This window comes from Bacillus sp. OV166 (genome assembly GCF_900177675.1).
Taxonomy (GTDB): Bacteria; Bacillota; Bacilli; order Bacillales; family Cytobacillaceae; genus Neobacillus.
Genome location: NZ_FXWM01000002.1, coordinates 569166 through 585838, shown reverse-complemented (window position 1 = coordinate 585838; position 16673 = coordinate 569166). Strand labels below are relative to the sequence as shown.

Sequence of the window (16673 nt, the reverse complement as noted above, 5' to 3'; positions counted from 1 at the left end):
ACACATGTGGAATGTGTCTCGCAACTCATTTTAAAAGAAGGCAACTAATCCTTATGGGAGTTGCCTTCTGGCAGTTTTATGGAGGAAGGAGTTTGTGTATTATTTGTATAAGTTAAAAAGTTACAAACGAATGGGTTCTGGTGCAAAAAGAATTAGATAGCTAACTCAACATGAATTTTACATACTTCACGAGTAATTTTTATTCGGAATGAAAAACTTTTTAACAAATATTAACGGTATATAGAACTAAAATTCGGAATTAACCTTATATTTTTGTTTATATTTTAACAAAATTCGAGGTTTGCACCAGAACCCCCATTATCATTATGCGTTGGGTTCATCAGTATGGTCCTGAATTGGATAAACGAATCCGTCGTCATCTTAAGCCAACCAATGACTCCTGGAGAGTGGACGAAACGTACATCAAAGTAAAGGTCAATGGATGTATTTATATCGTGCCGTTGATTCAGAAGGGAATACCATTGATTTTTATCTTATTGAATCGAGGGATACCAAAGCAGCTAAGCGCTTTTTTAAGCAAGCATTGGCTGCTTTTCATGTTTCAAAACCTAGAGTAATAACAGTTGATAAGAATCCAACATATCCAGTAGCCATTCAACAACTAAAAGACGAGCAAAAGTTGCCTGAAGGCATCCAAATAAGACAGATTCGTTATCTGAACAATAATTTTGAACAGGATCATCGTTTCATTAAGAAATTAGTATGGATAGTTCGTGATGGATTGTACTTAAACTAAACCAGCTAATGGTTTGTCAGCATTTCCCAATAAGTTATCAATTAAGATCATGACTTCTGCCTAATTATTTAGGTGCGAAGTTTGAGTTTTTTAGTTTTAAAAAGTGGGAGTTTACCGCAGAAAACCTTTACGCCAGACTGCGAGAGTAGATAGAGATCGAGACCTTTGTAAAACGTAAACCTAATCAGTAATATTGTCTAAGAGCTATTTCTCTAATATCTTTCCAATCGGCTTATAAATCGCATCAATTATTTGAGTCGGGCCGGGCATGTCGGGAAAATGAAGCAACAGGACGGCAATCACCCACCCTGTTACTGCAAGGGTGACAAAGGCCGCCCTTTCTTTTTTCTCCGTTGGTTTCATTTGGGGCCATTCATATAGTGCGATAAGAGTAAAGATAGTTGTTATTCCTAACAATGCTCCCCATTTCATTTTTTCTTCACCTCATCTTCCGGTAATCCTTGCGGGGTTGTAGACAGGCCGGGCCTGCGTACTGTAGCCTTCATATCAAAGGTCACTTCCACCGAAGGAAAGATCTCATCCCAATCCTTTTTGGCCTTTTTCCATTCTTGTGGGTATTTCCGGTGAAATTCCTCAGAGAAGCCCAAAATATCGACCTTCAGCTCTTTCTGTACTTTTTCTAATGTTTGGCTTATGCGATATTTAAGGTCTTTTTCCAAATCCTTTTGAAGCATTTGAGTGAATTTCGGAGTCGTTAGGTCTAAATCGGTTCCGTTCAGGATTATATCATCCTCCGTGATAACTTTTACCTTCATCTTCCATTTTCCGTACTTTATCTCTGGGATCAGCTCAGTGTTCGCACGAAGCAGCCTATAGGACACATTCCCCTTTCCCTCTTTCGACTTAATGGTGACAGTAGCCTGCTTTATCTCGTTTCTAGTCCACAGTACACCCCTTGTCAGCTTATCACTGATTTGGCCAATCATCTTATCCTTCTTAAAAATTGCGGTCTGATTAATATACGAAACCGTCTGCAGCGGTTCTAACCCTTTTGCGGCAGGATCGATAGTGACCATTGGAACGGCCGCTGCCTGGGCGTCCCCGCTTAACATTTGTAATACATCCTTCAAGGTGATGTCCATCAAAACTTTCGATGCCGCTAATTCCCTAAGCACTTCCGAAGAGCTGCTTTCCAAAGGAGGAAGTAAGGCCATTATATCCTTGGCTTTCCCCTTAGCGACAAACACATTGCTCCGCAGGCGAGTTTGGGGAGTTCGTGCCAGGAAATCAAGAGGCTCACGTATGCCTGCTATCGCCAGTTTCTCCCCAATCACAATCACTTTTGTGTGCCCCCAGAAAACTTCGCGCGGAATTTTTTCCTGTAAGTTCGAGATGGCATCGGCAATTGTCTTTCCTTTTCCACTTCTTATTATGGTTTCGGGGGGACTACCACCGCTACCACCACCGCCACCTCCGCCACCAGCACCCAAAGCTTTGGGAATATATACTTCTGCGGTAAGCTCAATCGTGTTTTCATTCTTTTTGTCAATCCCTACTCCGGTGATTAGCGTTACATCATTGACTTCGGTACGATCCCAGCAGCCGGCTAGAAGCAAGTTGTTCGCAAAAAAGAAGAAAAACAATAGCATCTTTTTCATCCCACGGTCTCCCCTTTTTCCAGCAGCTTTCCTTTGGTGTGAATATGATCATCGCACCAAGAATTTTTATTGGATGACCTTTTCCTTGGATAAAATAGATTCAGACGATCGATCATTACTCATCTCCTCGTATTGGATCAGGTTTCTGCTCTGGAGCTTGGCGGTACTTATTATAATCACCCGTTAAATGAGGGCGGGTATTCATCATCCACCAAGGGGCCCGTATCAGGACGTCTTTCATATCGCGGAATTTCATCGGGGCCAATGGTTCCAAATAAGGAACACCAAAAGACTTTAATGTGCTTAAGTGGATAAGGATGAAAATGATCCCCAGCATCACGCCCAGCAATCCCAACATACCTGCCAGAAAGATGATGGGAAAGCGTAGCATCCGCAGGGCAATTCCAGCGGTATAACGAGGAACCGTAAAGGAGGCGATCCCTGTTATGGCTACGACCATAACCATCGGGGCCGACACTATACCTGCTTGAACCGCCGCTTGGCCAATGACGAGTGCCCCGACAATGCTTACAGCCGCTCCCACCTGCTTAGGAAGCCTGATTCCTGCCTCCCGCAGTGCTTCGAACGTGAATTCCATGATCAGAGCCTCAACCAGTGCCGGAAAAGGAATTCGCTCGCGAGATGAAGCAGCGTTCAATAGTAGCGTTGTAGGTACCATCTCATGATGAAAAGTCAGTAGGGCCACATAGAGCGACGGGAGCAGCAAGGAAAGCAGCACGAAAAAATAACGTAGCCAGCGGATCACAGTCCCAATTAAGAAGCGCTGATAATAGTCTTCGCTTGATTGGAGCAATGAAAAGAGCGTTGTCGGTGCGATCAGGGCAAACGGAGTCCCGTCTACCAAAATGACGACCTTTCCTTCCAAAAGGCTTGATGCAGCCACATCCGCCCGCTCGGTATTCAATACTTGTGGGAACGGAGAGAAAGGGTTGTCTTCGATCATTTCCTCGATATATCCGCTTTCCAATACACTGTCGATATTGATTCGCTGAATCCTTTGGGTCATTTCATCGATCAGGGTTAAATCGGCGATCCCTTCGATATAGGCCAAGACGATTTCGGTCTGACTGTAGCGACCTACTTTCATTGATTTCATCTTTAATTGTGGACTTCTAAGCTTTCTACGTAAGAGCGAGGTATTTACTCCAATCGTTTCCGTAAACCCATCCCGCGGTCCGCGTACAACCGATTCTGCTGATGGTTCTTCAATGGACCGTTTCTCCCATTTTGCCAGTCCTAAAGAAATCCCAAGGGTTTCGTGCTCGAAAAGAAGAACCGGATTGCCGATGGAAATGGATTCGATACAATCGGGAAAAGTTTTGATTTCTTTCACCTTCGAGACCGAAAGCTTTCTTTCCAGCAATTCATTTATGCTGCCCGTTTTTTCGGCGGTATCCCGCATAAGGGGGGATAGCACATTGTCATCGATCTCTTCAATATTGGATAGTCCTTCAATATAGACCAAAACCGCCTTTGTTGTTCCGTTAACCAAAAATGTTCGAAAATTGACATCGGAGCAATCGGCGTAAATGGAACGCAGTATTTGTACATTTTCTTGCAAATTTGAAGAAATAGGCTCTTTCTGTTGCTCGGGAACGTGAGAAATTGCTTTTGATATCCCATCTTTCTTGACCCATTTTCGGGATTTTCGAATCAACATGATATACCTCTTTCCTTTCAAAACAACGACTCTTCATCAATGCATAGGCTGAAATTTTCTACTATACCATTGATAACTTATCTTTTTCTATTTCTCAGACTTGAGGGTAAAGTTCACTATCTCTTTTATGATTCTGCTTTTTTTGCAAATATCTGATACCGCCAATCTTATAGATTACTTTGTAGGTAATCCAGCTTAGTGCCCAGGTAGATAGCGATGTTTCTGATCGAATACTTGTCCATACTGAATACATTTTTAGTATGGTCGTATGGACAAGTATTATTAATCAGGTTTAAAAAATATCAAAGTATTGGAGGACAGGATCGGACTTATTAATGTGTGTTGGTCTTGTCGGAAGACACTTTCAGACGAAGAAAAAGTGTTCTTCTTATTCGATGAATGTTTTCCGGACTTTTTGAACAACCTCTAATATATGAACTGTTAGGGAAGGACAAGTAAATGAGGTGAAAGAAGAGTGTTAGAGAAAGGGAAGATTTCACCGCTTCAAATGGCAATTATTATGTATCCAATGGTTGTTGCAACTGGAGATCTACTATTACCCAGGATAGTAGCCATACACGCAGGACGCGATTTGTGGATTTCAACAATGATCGGTTCAGTTACCGGTTTTATTCTCGTATATATTACATTTAAGTTACACGAGCGATACCTTGGGGAAACAATCATCCAATATAGTGAAAAAATTGTTGGCAGATTATGCGGGAAAATCTTCGGTTTCTTTTTTATCTTCATATGTATATATGGCGATGGTATTATAACAAGACAATACGCTGAATTTGTCGTAGGTAGCTTTATGCCAAAAACCCCACTGATGGTTGTGATAGCCAGTATGATTTTTGCTTGTGCTCTTGCCGTACGAGGCGGCATAGAAGGAATCGCAAGAATTGCACAGCTATTCATCCCTATCATATTAATACTTTGGGTGATAATAATTCTCCTACTTCTTCCCGATATGGAAATCAAGAATATTTTTCCCATAATGGAAAATGGAATGAAACCTGTCTTTAGAGGAGCAATTCCTCTATTTGGTTGGTTTAACAACGTTGTGATTCTCGCTATGCTTCTCCCGTTTTTATCTAATTCAGATAAAGGAATGAAATATGGAGTCATTTCTTTATGTATTGTCTTACTGACCTTGTTAGCTCTCAATATCACTACCCTGTTCATATTTGGAGGGATCACAGCCACTTTTACTTATCCGGTCATGTCTGCTGTTCGGTACATTAGTATAGCTGATTTTTTAGAACATATAGAGTCCATTGTTATGGCTATATGGGTTGCCGGGGCATTTATTAAAATATCCATCTTTTATTATATAATCGTAATCGGTACTTCCCAATGGTTAGGTCTTAGTAACTATCGCCCAATTGTCTTTCCGATGGGCATTTACATTATAATATGTAGTATTTGGGTAGCTCCAAATCTTCAAGAATTTTCTCATTTTGTAGGGACAACATATATCCTCTTTAATATAACCATGGTATTTGTCTTTCCGTTATTATTATTCATCATTGCTTTTACTCGAAAAAGAGAGGTTTCAACATGATACAATCCCTGTTAGCAGGTAGCAGCAAATAAACTTTTAAATCTTATCCAAAAACGTTCGCTCACTTTCAGTGAATGTTTCCCGGACTTTTTGAACAATCTCTTATAGACGAAACCGTTGTTTTACGATCAACTCATCACGCAAGGAGAAATTTTTCTTGTTGTCCGAATTTAGCTTTTCAGAAAATGTGGTATATGGGACAAAGCCGATGTTCAATTGCCTAATAACACTAAGGCATGTGCAGTTTCAAAGACCGGATTCCACAATCGAAAATGATCATCTTAGAGTTGTGTATGTACTCCTTTCACCAGAAACTTACAGATTTACACTTTTCATCGAAGCCTGACTCGTCCTTGATCGTATCCAGCTAAATGACATTAATAAAGCATTCGACAGCTTCCATGACTGCAATTGCAACAACGTTGGCAGAACAGTGGTTGAGTTTTCATCACAAGAACAAAAGGAACTAGCCGATACGTCTAACAGTCTATTAACTATATAAAATAAGAAAACAGACCGTCTCATGGCCAGACGGTCTGTTCTTTTATTCATCCTTTTTTAATGCATCTCGTTCTGCCATTAATTTTGCAATAATTTCTTCTATAAAAATAAAGAATACAGTTCGAGTTTTTTCATAAGGTAACAATTTTCCATTTTGAGCAGATTTGGTTAAGTAAAATATATTATCTACTTGTAAAGTTTGAGAATTGTCATATTCCTCCAAAATCAACAATATTTCAGCCCCTTTAGACTTTGCTCCGTTGAAAAGGTTTTCAAAAGAGGCGAATTTGCCGGTTACGGAAAAAACAATTAAAAGCGTGTCCTCATACACTAAATGCTTCGCATGATCTTCTCCCTGGCTCACTAAAATATGTTTTCCAGAAACAAGAGCAAGCTTATAAGCAAAGTATTCTACACAAATAAAGGATGGACCCAATCCAAATAGCACAATTCTGTTGTACTTCTTATAAAGAGTTAAAAACTCATCCACTAATGTAGGGTCAAAATTATCTATAAAGTGTTTTAATCGTTCAAGCTCACTTGAAGTTTTTTTGTCTTCCTGAATGATTGGCTGACCGCCAAAAAATTGTTTATATTGTTTAAAACTTTCAAACCCAAGTTTTCTTACAAGTTTGGATACTTTTGAAGAAGACACATTACAATACTCAGCGGCCTCTAATATTTTTAAATGATCCTTTTCTTTAATAATTTCAGAAAGTTTAATATGAACCGAAAGCTCCAGCTCATTTAATTTATTTAAATTAATATTTATGGTCTTTCCCTCTCTTCTCATTTTAGTGCTTAATGAAAGTATACCATAGTGGAAAATTTTCCACAATATAATTTTTTTTTAAAAAAAATAGAAAATTTTCTTAAGAATCCGTTTACATTTGGAGGTATTTATAGTAAATTAACGTTGTAAATAATAAAAAACATTTAAGAGGAGGGGTAAACATGACTACTCATAAAACCGATATAAAAGATTTCTCAATGAATTTTTTTAGCTTAAAAGGAAAAGTAGCCATTATCACTGGAGGAAATTCAGGATTGGGGCAAGGCTTTGCCTTAGCACTGGCAAAAGCAGGGGCAGACATTTTTGCAGTCAGCATCGCTGATGACAATGGTGAAACGAAAAACATGATTGAAGCAGAAGGCGTCCGGTACCATTTGATGATTGCAGACGTTACTCAAGAGGATGCTTGTAAAAAAATTGCAGAAGAATGTATCAAAACATTTGGAAAAATAGATATCCTCATGAACAACGCAGGCATTTGTATCAATGAACCAGATGTGACGAAGTTTACTCGACTTCAATGGGATAAAATGGTCTCAATCAATTTAACTGCAGCGTTTGAATTATCTCATGAAGTGGCGAAGTATATGATTCCACAAAAAAGCGGGAAGATCATTAATACTTGTTCCTTGTTTTCCTACCTTGGAGGTCAATGGTCACCTGCATATGCGGCAACGAAACACGGTTTAGCAGGCTTCACAAAAGCATATTGTGATGAATTAGCTCAATTCAATATTCAAGTAAACGGTATTGCACCTGGCTATTTTGCTACTGCCGTTACTGTAGAGACTAGAGCGAATCCTGAAGCCAATCAACGAATTTTAGATCATATTCCTGCCAATAGATGGGGAAATATCTCAGATTTAATGGGTACAGTTGTATATCTAGCTTCAAACGCTTCCAATTATGTAAATGGAACTCTCGTGAATGTTGATGGCGGATACTTAGTACGATAACAAAATATAGAAATCGATAAAAGGAGAAATGCTGCGATGACGAATGAACAATTATTAAAAGAAAAAACTACGAAGATTAAAGAACAATTGTTAAAAGAATTAGAGGTAATTATTTCAATCGAACAAATAAATACCGATCATGAAGCATTATATGATGCATCTTCTGACCGATATAAAAAATATGCAAAAGCTAAAAAGGTACTTGACGTTCCAATGCCAATGGCGATAGTATATCCACACTCTACAGAAGAAGTACAGGCACTTCTGCAGTTCTGTAATGAACACAAGATCAATGTGATTCCTCGTAGTGGAAAAACAGCTACAGAAGGCGGTCTGGAAAACTGGAAAGAAATCGCTATGGTTATCGATGGGTCAAGAATGAATAATATCATTAAAATCGATCCATATAACATGCAAGCAACTGTCCAAACAGGTGTAAAACTACAAACATTGGAAGATGAGCTGCGTAAAATTGGTTACACAACTGGTCACTCTCCACAGTCTAAACCAGTTGCACAATTTGGTGGATTATTGGCAACAAGAAGTATTGGACAATTCTCCACTTTATACGGTGCGATTGAAGATATGGTTGTTGGATTAGAATGTGTATTTCCAAACGGTTACATTTCTCGAATCAAAAATGTTCCAAGAAGAGCTGGAGGACCGGATATTCGACACATTGTTATCGGCAATGAAGGAACATTATGTTATATCACAGAAGTTACGGTGAAAATTTTTAAATACTATCCTAAAAACAATGTGTTCCATGGTTATTTATTAAAAGATGTTGATACGGGTATTAAAGTTTTAAGAGAAGTGATTACAAACGGCTTTAGACCATCTGTGGCACGTGTTTATTCTGAAGAAGACGCAAGACAACATTTCTCTCATTTCTATAAAGACAAATGTGTGTTGATTTTTATGACAGAAGGGCCAGCTGGTATTGTTAAGGCAACGAATGAAGCAATTGAAGAAGCGGTTGCTAAATTCCAAGATGGAATCGTTGAAAAAGTTGAAGACCAATTAATCGAAAATTGGTTTAATAACTTGAATTGGACGCAGGGACACATTGATCGTGAATTCCAAACAATGGTTGATCATCATAAGCATGATGGTTTTACAACGGAAGTATCAGCTGACTGGGAAAACATTACAAAGATTTATCACAATGTAATGAAAAGAGTTATGGAAGAGTTTGACAGAATTGAAGATATAACCATGCTTGGTGGACACTCATCCCATAGTTATCTAAATGGAACCAATATGTACTTTGTTTATAACTATAATATTAATTGTGCACCAGAGGATGAAATGAGAATTTATCATCATCCAATCCATTCCATTATTATTGAAGAAACATTGAAACTTGGCGGTTCCATGTGCCATCACCATGGTATTGGAAAATATCGTACCGAGTGGACAGAAGAAGAGCATGGATCTGCTTACTATATGTTAGAAAAATTAAAAGAAGCTTTTGACCCTAATGGAATCATGAATTTTGGTACAATCTTCCCTCAAGAAGAGGGCAAAAAATATATAAAAGGTTAATAAAAGGTGATTATATGAGCGGGTATGTAATGGGGATTGATAATGGCTCGCAAAGTACAAAAGTAGCCATTTATGATGTTAAAGGTAATGAAGTTGCTTTCGGATCTTTTCAATTAAAAGAAACTCTATCACCTGAACCAGGGGTTGTCATCCATCCCGAAGATGATTTATGGGACAGTGTGTACGGAGCTATTAAAAATTGTCTAGCCCATTTTACTGGCAATCCTAAAGACATTGCTGGAATTGGACTTTGTACCATTAGATGTTGTCGTGTTTTATTAAAGGAAGAGGGCCATCTAGCTTATCCTGTGATAAGCTGGATGGATTCCAGACTTAACGAACCATATGTACATTCTGATGATCAAGTAAAGTATGTGACGACTACCTCTGGTTATCTAGGCTTTCGGTTGACAGGGGAATTTAAAGACACTGCTTCCAATTATGAAGTTCACTGGCCATTGGACCGTGAAACGTTGGATTGGTCGAAAGACGAGGAAGTATTTGAGGCAAATGGATTGCAAAGAGACATGGTATTTGATCTTGTAAAACCAGGCGAAAAGCTGGGAATGCTGAGACAAGAATTGGTCGAGGAGTTTGGTTTCCATCATGATATACCAGTAGTAGCGACAGCTAACGATAAAGCTGTAGAGGCGCTGGGTTCCGGAATTAAGGACGAAGGTACCATCATGATCTCGCTTGGAACATTCATTTCGTCCATGCTGTTACGAAATGAATTTAAGGAAAATGCCCTTAATTTCTTTCCAACGCTTGCATGTATTCCATTTAAATATGTTTATGAATCAAATGGAATAAGACGTGGTATGTGGACCGTGAGTTGGTTTAAAAAGCTGATTGGTGAAGAACTCGTTACAGAAGCAAGAAAACTAGGTGTATTGGAAGAGGAATACTTGAATATGAAAGCACAAGATGTTCCAGTCGGCAGTGACGGTCTGATTACCATTTTAGACTGGTTATCGACACCATCTATACCATATCGAAAAGGTGTCATGATTGGTTTTGATCAGCGCCATACAAAATACCATATATACCGTTCAATTTTGGAAGCGATTGCTTTTAATATTAAAAACAATATTGATGATATGTTAGAGGAAATAGACGTACAGTTAAATGATTTAGTCGTAATAGGCGGGGGCTCCAAAAGTGATGTGATAATGCAAATTATTGCGGATCTTTTTGGATTGCCAGTTCACAGACGTGCAGGCAGCAGTAGTGCGTGTTTAGGAGCTGCTATATGTGTCTGCCAACATCTATCGATTTACAAAGATTTTTATGAGGCTGCAAGTAAAATGGTTAAAACTCAACAAACGTTTATACCGAACCAAAAAAATCACGTACTCTACAATACCATTAACGATACTGTCGTTAAAAAGGTGAGAGTTCATACCGATGAAATTTTAAAACTATCTTATCCCATTTTTAGTTAAGAAAAGAGTGATTTTGTGGCAGAGAAAAATTATCAAAGGTATTTTCAATTTTTCCTCATTGTTTTAGCAGCAGGATCGATATTTCCACTTATCTATTTAAAAACAAATTATCAAGAAACGATTTTGGAAGTATACGGAATAACTCTTAAACAATTAAATGGCATTTTTTCCGTTTTAGGTGTGGCTTATCTTGTGGGATACTCTCCAAGTGGCTGGCTTGCTGATCGATTTTCCGCAAAAAAACTTTTATTCATTTCACTTTTGGTTTGTGGACTTACCGGACTATGGTTTGCTCAAGTTCCGAGCTATTCAATGGTCTTAGTGATATTTGGTATTTGGGGATTTTTTTCCGTATTCACCTTTTGGGCAGCTCATTTAAAACTTGTAAAGTTAATTTCTAAAAAGGAAGAAGAAGGAAGATTTTTTGGTGCTTTAGATGGTGGCCGTGGAATAGTAGAGGCCATATTAGCAAGTATCGCATTATTTATTTTTACAAACGTTTTGGGAGACAGTACAGAATTGGTTCATAAGAAAGAAGCGTTACAATTTGTGGTTTACATGTACTCTGCTGCGCTTATTTTGGTATCCGTACTCATTTTATTTTTTGTTAAAGAAGACAAATCTTCTATTAAAAAAGAATCTTCTTCTAAAGCGGCAGAAACCAGTAAAAAAATTAATGTGAACGATTTCAAACAACTATTCAGTAATAAGTTCATATGGATGCTAGGCGGCATCATATTTATGTCTTATATTGTGACCTGGGCCGTATATTATCAGGGTGGATTTTTACAAACGAACATCAAAATTGATGCCGCAACTGTAGGTGAAGTGACTGTATTAATGCTTTGGATGCGGCCGATTGGCGGGTTGTTAGGCGGATTTTTAGGTGATAAATTTGGGAAAAGCAGTATCCTCATGATCGCCTTAGGGTTAGCTGCCACTTTTTTAATTGCTATATCAATCTTACCAATTACGATGCCTCTCATTTACTTTAAAATCCAAGTCGTCATGATAGGTTTAATGATTTATACCATTAGAGGTCTTTACTGGTCGTTACTTGGAGATTGTAAGGTAGATGAAAAGATACTCGGTCTAACGATTGGAGTTGTATCCTTTATAGGCTATACACCTGATATTTTAATGCCTATCGTCAATATTGTATTGTTTAAAACATACGGACCTAACGGTGGATATAATGGATACTTCATCTTCTGTGCCTGCGCGGCTATCCTCGCTATCTTCATGACGTTAATCTTTAGAATGTCAGTAAAGAAGGAAGCTAGAAAATCAATTAAACCAGATGAACTCATTGCAAAAAATGCCTGAAATCGGCGAACCTTTATCCATTCAACACGTAGAACTTAGTGAACCAAAAGCGAATGAAGTTCTAGTGAAAATTAAAGCAACAGGAGCCTCTGTGATTTAAACTCTTTAAATGATTCGACTACGCCGACACCAACAATTCTTGGACATGAGGGAGCGGGAATTGTTGAATCGGTTGGGGTATGTCACCAACGTGAAAGTAGCTTTAAGCTGGGTTCCATATTGCGGAACATGTGAATTTTGCGTGACTAGGGAAGTTCACTTATGCGAATCTGCATTGGGTCCAATGTTTGAAGGAAAGCTGTTAGATGGTAATGTGAAGCCATTCCGTGATTTCCCCATCATTGCAGAAATGTATTTAGATGGGAAATTCAAACTGGATGAGCTCGCGTTGAATCGGATTGCCTTAGAAGATATTAATCAACCATTTAAATTCTTTCCATGATTGCAATTGTGTAAATGTAGGAAGAGCAGTTATCGAATTTAACGATTAATTATTATAAAAAGCCACTCAAATGGAGGGTGTTAAAATTGAGGATTGTCAATTTAAACACTCTTTTTTTGGTGTAGCTATTACAGAAATTTTCAAAAGAGAAGTTCAGGCAAGAGCGAAGTCAATTTTATTTGTTGCTCAGTTAATAGGGTCGGCTATCACTTTATACTTTACTGGTTTAAAAGCAGATACTTGGGGCTGGCGCGTTATGTTTTATAATATTGGAGGCGTTGGTCTTGTTGTAACTCTATTATTAGCTAAATATTACAAACCGCCAAAAGTGATACAAACAGTACAAGATTGTAATAACATTCCCAAAATACTAATGAAGGGGATGTTAATGTAAAATCAAAAGACATTATGGTAACCATAACATTATTTTATTGATATTCTGCACTATACTAATATGTACCAGTCCAAAAAATTTGATAGTATGGAGAGCAACTATTATGGAATTAAGACATCTGAAAACTTTCAAATTCGCAGCAGAGTACTTAAATTTTACAAAGGCTGCGCAAAAGTTAAACTTTACTCAACCTGCTGTAACTGTACAAATTCAGACGCTCGAACAAGAATTGAATCAGGAGCTATTTATACGGATTGGAAAGAAGAACTTTTTGACACCTGCAGGTGAAATCCTTAAAACATATACGGATCAGCTTTTTTCCATAGTAGAGGAGATTGAATCATCATTCACCGAACTTTCAAATTCGTATGGCAATGTAACGATTGCAGCTGGTGAAAGCTATTGTGCGAATTATTTTCCTTATGTCATATCTGAGTACCTGAAGCTATATCCCCATGTACAGATTAAGTTGATTTCCTGTAAAAGGGATGAAATTATAAAAGGGATAGAATCAAACAAATACGATATAGGGATTATTTCGGGCGAGCTAAGTAAAAATGGAATGACAAACATCGTGATTGCAGAGGAAGACATGGTTCTAGTGGTTTCTAAAGATTTATATGCTAGGTACCCGGAAGACCAATTACTGACGAAATTTCCTTTAATTAAATATCAAGCTGATGGATATTATGAAACGATGATGAGTAAATATTTGAGACAATCGAAACTCTCATCACAAAACGTAATAGAAATTGGAAGTTTAGAAGGAATCAAAAAGGCCGTATTAAATAATATCGGGGTAGGGTTGGGAATCAGTGTCTGCATAAAAAAGGAAATTAGCAATGGTGATTTAGTCCCGATCCTAGTTACTGAGAACAAGGTAAAAGTAAAAACCTCTATCATTACGTTGAAGGAAAAAGAAAACGTAGTAACAATTCAATCTTTTATTAATGTAATCCAAAAAATTTGGAATAGCATTTCTACTATGGAGTAACAAAGCCGAACGATATTCTTTTAGTAGTGATATTACACCGTTATTAGTGGGGAGGTAACGTTATGACAGGTGGAACAGGTTCTGGTGCAATAACTTAAGAGCATTTGCAATGAATCTCTAACTCTTGGACATACGGATAATATTACTCTAAAAAAGAGGCATGGTCAGGGTGGAAAATTCAGAATTTTAAGAAAAGTACGGTTGATCCTATTAAGCAAGATCTTCCAACAGATGTTGATAGAGAAATCACAACTTCTGTTGAGAGTATTCCTTATTTTAAGATTGACAAGTTACATAAGGAAGGCATTACCGGAGAAGGCGTAAAAGTAGCTGTTCTTGATACTGGGATTGACTATAATCACCCTGATTTAAAGGATGCATACAAAGGTGGTTAGGGCCGTTAATTTCGGCAGTCACATCAAGATAGAATTCTTACTGGAGAGTTATTTGAATGGAGAGTAAAGGGATGGATACTTTATTAAAACAGGTAACAAAAGAGATAGAGGAAAAAAGAAATGAATTATTTGATATTAATAAGCGGTATGGATTTCTTCATTCCAAAACCATTCAATGTAGTCAAGAGTTAGACAATTTATTAAATCAGTTATTCAAAATAAGGCATGATGGGGTGTGGTATTAAGCCATCCTATATACAAAATTTATCAATTGCAAAGGCTGTTTGTCTGTTAATACCTATAACATGGTCTACTGCAGCAATCAGTGAACTCCATGTAGGCTAAAATTATCCGACTATCAAAAAAACAAAGAATAGTCAAAATTTAGTTAAAATATATCATTAAGTATTAACTTAGTTTGTTCTAATATTAAATTAGCTGGAAATTTGCAACATAACACATATTTTGATTATTAAGGGAGGTTTATGGGGTTTCATGAAATTATTAATAAGAGAGAGGGAAAGTGTATGAAGAAAAGGGGAAATTTAAAAGTTTATAAAAAAACAATTAGTTTATTTTTATCATTATTTATGTTTACACAAGTATTTGACTTTAATATTCCTTTTCTAGGTAAAAATGTTGTTTCTACAGCACATGCTGCTAACGTTGAGCAGCTTAATCAGTATGATTGGGAAAATCCATATGTACAAAATTTTGATGACGGAAATATTGGAGACTGGCAGGCTGTTGTTGGTACTGCTTCAACACTAGCGGTAGAAAATAATCAAATGAAAATGATAAGAGGAATGAATAATAATCTTATAGTAGTAGATCAAAACTCACCTCAGCTTGCAGATGGTGACTACGAATTCCAATTTACGTTAAAGAATGGTGATTCTAGAGTAGGTGCTATATTTAGATATACGTCACCAAGCTCATGGGCATTTGGGCTGCAGCAGCTTTTTTATCTTCTTTACCGGTAATTCCTCCACCAACAATGACAAGGTCTGGCTTAGCTTGAATGACTTCTGGAAGTGTTTCTAATTTGATTCCACCAGCAACAGCTGTCTTTGCGTTTTTTACAACACGTTTAATTGTTCTTAACTGTTCAAATGAATTTTCACCAGCAGCTTGAAGATCATATCCTGTATGTAAACAGATATAGTCAACGCCAAGTGCATCAACTTCTTTTGCACGCTGTTCAATATCTTTAACATTGATCATATCGACAAGAATTTTTGTACCTTGTTTCTTACCTTCTTCTACAGCACCTTTAATAGTTGCGTCATCTGTGCACCGAGAACTGTAACAATTCCAGCTCCTGCCTCAGAGGCTTTCATCACTTCATATCCACCAGCATCCATAACTTTTAAATCTGCTAATACAGTTAAAGCAGGGAAAGCTTCTTTAATTTCTTTGACTGCTTTCAATCCTTCGTTAATAATAACAGGAGTTCCAATTTCTACGATATCGATATGCTCCTGAACCTCACTCACGACTTTTATTGCCTCTTCAATATTTACTAGATCTAATGCCAATTGTAATTCCATCATTATTCCTCCTTAAGGTTTCTTGTATTTCTTTATATTTTCAATTATATTTTAAATGTTCAGAAAAAAAAGTACGCACTTTAAATTCATATAGTTCCCAAAAGTATACTATGAATTTAAGGGAAATTTTAATATGGGGTGAAAGTGATGAGTAGATTTGATGAAAAAACGTTTAATTGTGAGAAGGAATTAACGTTGAATGTAATTGGTGGAAAATGGAAAATGTTAATTATGTGGTATTTAGGCAAACATGGAACACTCCGTTTTAATCAATTAAGATCTATAATCCCAGACATTACACAAAGAATGCTTGTCAATCAATTACGAGAGCTAGAAGAAGATCTAATTGTTCATCGTGAAGTGTACCCAGTTGTTCCCCCAAAGGTAGAATATTCTCTAACTGAACAAGGTCATACGTTAATGCCAATACTTGAAACCATGTATGAGTGGGGAAAAAATTATCGATTAAAATATTTACATCATACTAAGTTTGAAGAAGATGCAATTAAATAACGAGAAATAATATAAGAGTGTAAGGTAATGAAAAATTACTTTGTACTCTTTTTTTTGCTTTTAGTAGGAAGAAAGGGAGCAAGAACTAAATATTCCCAAAAAACACTGTTATATTTTATGACATCTCTATTGTGCAAAGTATTGAATTAGGATAAAAATAATCAAACTCATAAAAATTTTTGATTATGAAAA

At 37.2% G+C, this 16673-nt stretch carries 16 protein-coding genes and 2 pseudogenes; 13 read left to right on the top strand and 5 right to left on the bottom strand.

What is annotated here, in order from left to right; translation table 11 throughout:
* Positions 1-323 precede the first annotated feature (323 nt).
* A pseudogene (locus tag CCK98_RS34630) lies at positions 324-724 on the top strand (IS6 family transposase); the annotation flags it as partial.
* A gap of 237 nt (positions 725-961) precedes the next feature.
* On the opposite strand, the gene CCK98_RS34625 reads toward CCK98_RS34630, so the two are convergent.
* The 3 genes from CCK98_RS34625 to CCK98_RS34615 form a co-directional block, all read right to left on the bottom strand.
* Positions 962-1189, bottom strand: coding sequence for a hypothetical protein (locus CCK98_RS34625; protein WP_088091069.1), 228 nt, complete (start codon positions 1187-1189; stop codon positions 962-964).
* Positions 1186-2376: a Ger(x)C family spore germination protein gene (locus CCK98_RS34620; RefSeq protein ID WP_088091068.1), complete on the bottom strand. Its 1191-nt coding sequence runs from the start codon at positions 2374-2376 to the stop codon at positions 1186-1188. Before CCK98_RS34620 ends, CCK98_RS34625 begins: the two co-directional genes overlap by 4 nt.
* A gap of 115 nt (positions 2377-2491) precedes the next feature.
* Entirely contained in the window at positions 2492-4057 is a 1566-nt protein-coding gene (locus tag CCK98_RS34615) for a spore germination protein (RefSeq protein ID WP_179196089.1), read from the bottom strand.
* A gap of 475 nt (positions 4058-4532) precedes the next feature.
* On the opposite strand from CCK98_RS34615, the gene CCK98_RS34610 reads away from it, so the two are divergent.
* The gene (locus tag CCK98_RS34610) at positions 4533-5624 is read left to right on the top strand and encodes an endospore germination permease (RefSeq protein WP_088091067.1); all 1092 of its coding nucleotides are present in this window, start codon (positions 4533-4535) and stop codon (positions 5622-5624) included.
* Positions 5625-6168: 544 nt separating this feature from the next.
* Here CCK98_RS34610 and CCK98_RS34600 read toward each other — a convergent pair.
* Entirely contained in the window at positions 6169-6918 is a 750-nt protein-coding gene (locus tag CCK98_RS34600) for a MurR/RpiR family transcriptional regulator (protein WP_088091065.1), read from the bottom strand.
* 161 nt (positions 6919-7079) lie between these two features.
* Here CCK98_RS34600 and CCK98_RS34595 point away from each other — a divergent pair, with 161 nt between their 5' ends.
* The 10 genes from CCK98_RS34595 (at position 7080) to CCK98_RS34555 (ending at position 15401) form a co-directional block, all read left to right on the top strand.
* Complete coding sequence (locus tag CCK98_RS34595) at positions 7080-7874, top strand: SDR family oxidoreductase (protein ID WP_088091064.1); 795 nt, start codon at positions 7080-7082, stop codon at positions 7872-7874.
* Positions 7875-7910: 36 nt separating this feature from the next.
* Entirely contained in the window at positions 7911-9422 is a 1512-nt protein-coding gene (locus tag CCK98_RS34590) for an FAD-binding oxidoreductase (RefSeq protein ID WP_088091063.1), read from the top strand.
* Between the two features lie 14 nt (positions 9423-9436).
* Complete coding sequence (locus tag CCK98_RS34585) at positions 9437-10867, top strand: FGGY-family carbohydrate kinase (RefSeq protein ID WP_088091062.1); 1431 nt, start codon at positions 9437-9439, stop codon at positions 10865-10867.
* 15 nt (positions 10868-10882) lie between these two features.
* Positions 10883-12193, top strand: coding sequence for a nitrate/nitrite transporter (locus CCK98_RS34580; protein WP_088091061.1), 1311 nt, complete (start codon positions 10883-10885; stop codon positions 12191-12193).
* 160 nt (positions 12194-12353) lie between these two features.
* Positions 12354-12635 carry a hypothetical protein gene (locus tag CCK98_RS36760; RefSeq protein WP_256942641.1) on the top strand — a complete coding sequence of 94 codons (282 nt, stop codon included), beginning with the start codon at positions 12354-12356 and terminating at the stop codon, positions 12633-12635.
* 70 nt (positions 12636-12705) lie between these two features.
* Positions 12706-13029, top strand: a complete 324-nt coding sequence (locus CCK98_RS34570; protein ID WP_088091060.1) for an MFS transporter — start codon at positions 12706-12708, stop codon at positions 13027-13029.
* A 103-nt stretch (positions 13030-13132) separates the two neighbouring features.
* Positions 13133-14023, top strand: a complete 891-nt coding sequence (locus CCK98_RS34565; RefSeq protein ID WP_088091059.1) for a LysR family transcriptional regulator — start codon at positions 13133-13135, stop codon at positions 14021-14023.
* Positions 14024-14199: 176 nt separating this feature from the next.
* Positions 14200-14418, top strand: a complete 219-nt coding sequence (locus tag CCK98_RS37190) for a S8 family serine peptidase (protein WP_142292271.1) — start codon at positions 14200-14202, stop codon at positions 14416-14418.
* 56 nt (positions 14419-14474) lie between these two features.
* Positions 14475-14663 (top strand): aspartyl-phosphate phosphatase Spo0E family protein, encoded by a 189-nt coding sequence (locus CCK98_RS34560; protein ID WP_088091058.1) that lies wholly within the window; start codon positions 14475-14477, stop codon positions 14661-14663.
* Positions 14664-14903: 240 nt separating this feature from the next.
* Positions 14904-15401 (top strand): hypothetical protein, encoded by a 498-nt coding sequence (locus tag CCK98_RS34555; RefSeq protein WP_088091057.1) that lies wholly within the window; start codon positions 14904-14906, stop codon positions 15399-15401.
* On the opposite strand, the pseudogene hxlA reads toward CCK98_RS34555, so the two are convergent.
* Positions 15334-15968: pseudogene (hxlA, locus tag CCK98_RS34550) on the bottom strand (3-hexulose-6-phosphate synthase). The gene CCK98_RS34555 and the pseudogene hxlA overlap by 68 nt on opposite strands.
* Before the next feature lie 147 nt (positions 15969-16115).
* On the opposite strand from hxlA, the gene CCK98_RS34545 reads away from it, so the two are divergent.
* Positions 16116-16481: a helix-turn-helix domain-containing protein gene (locus tag CCK98_RS34545; RefSeq protein WP_088091056.1), complete on the top strand. Its 366-nt coding sequence runs from the start codon at positions 16116-16118 to the stop codon at positions 16479-16481.
* Positions 16482-16673 lie beyond the last annotated feature (192 nt).

Bases quoted from the DNA above. Each gene is read 5' to 3' on its own strand.
- CCK98_RS34625 (WP_088091069.1), bottom strand. From the start codon at position 1,189: ATGAAATGGGGAGCATTGTTAGGAATAACAACTATCTTTACTCTTATC.
- CCK98_RS34620 (WP_088091068.1), bottom strand. From the start codon at position 2,376: ATGAAAAAGATGCTATTGTTTTTCTTCTTTTTTGCGAACAACTTGCTT.
- CCK98_RS34615 (WP_179196089.1), bottom strand. From the start codon at position 4,057: ATGTTGATTCGAAAATCCCGAAAATGGGTCAAGAAAGATGGGATATCA.
- CCK98_RS34600 (WP_088091065.1), bottom strand. From the start codon at position 6,918: ATGAGAAGAGAGGGAAAGACCATAAATATTAATTTAAATAAATTAAAT.
- CCK98_RS34595 (WP_088091064.1), top strand. From the start codon at position 7,080: ATGACTACTCATAAAACCGATATAAAAGATTTCTCAATGAATTTTTTT.
- CCK98_RS34590 (WP_088091063.1), top strand. From the start codon at position 7,911: ATGACGAATGAACAATTATTAAAAGAAAAAACTACGAAGATTAAAGAA.
- CCK98_RS34585 (WP_088091062.1), top strand. From the start codon at position 9,437: ATGAGCGGGTATGTAATGGGGATTGATAATGGCTCGCAAAGTACAAAA.
- CCK98_RS34570 (WP_088091060.1), top strand. From the start codon at position 12,706: ATGGAGGGTGTTAAAATTGAGGATTGTCAATTTAAACACTCTTTTTTT.
- CCK98_RS34565 (WP_088091059.1), top strand. From the start codon at position 13,133: ATGGAATTAAGACATCTGAAAACTTTCAAATTCGCAGCAGAGTACTTA.
- CCK98_RS34560 (WP_088091058.1), top strand. From the start codon at position 14,475: ATGGAGAGTAAAGGGATGGATACTTTATTAAAACAGGTAACAAAAGAG.
- CCK98_RS34555 (WP_088091057.1), top strand. From the start codon at position 14,904: ATGGGGTTTCATGAAATTATTAATAAGAGAGAGGGAAAGTGTATGAAG.
- CCK98_RS34545 (WP_088091056.1), top strand. From the start codon at position 16,116: ATGAGTAGATTTGATGAAAAAACGTTTAATTGTGAGAAGGAATTAACG.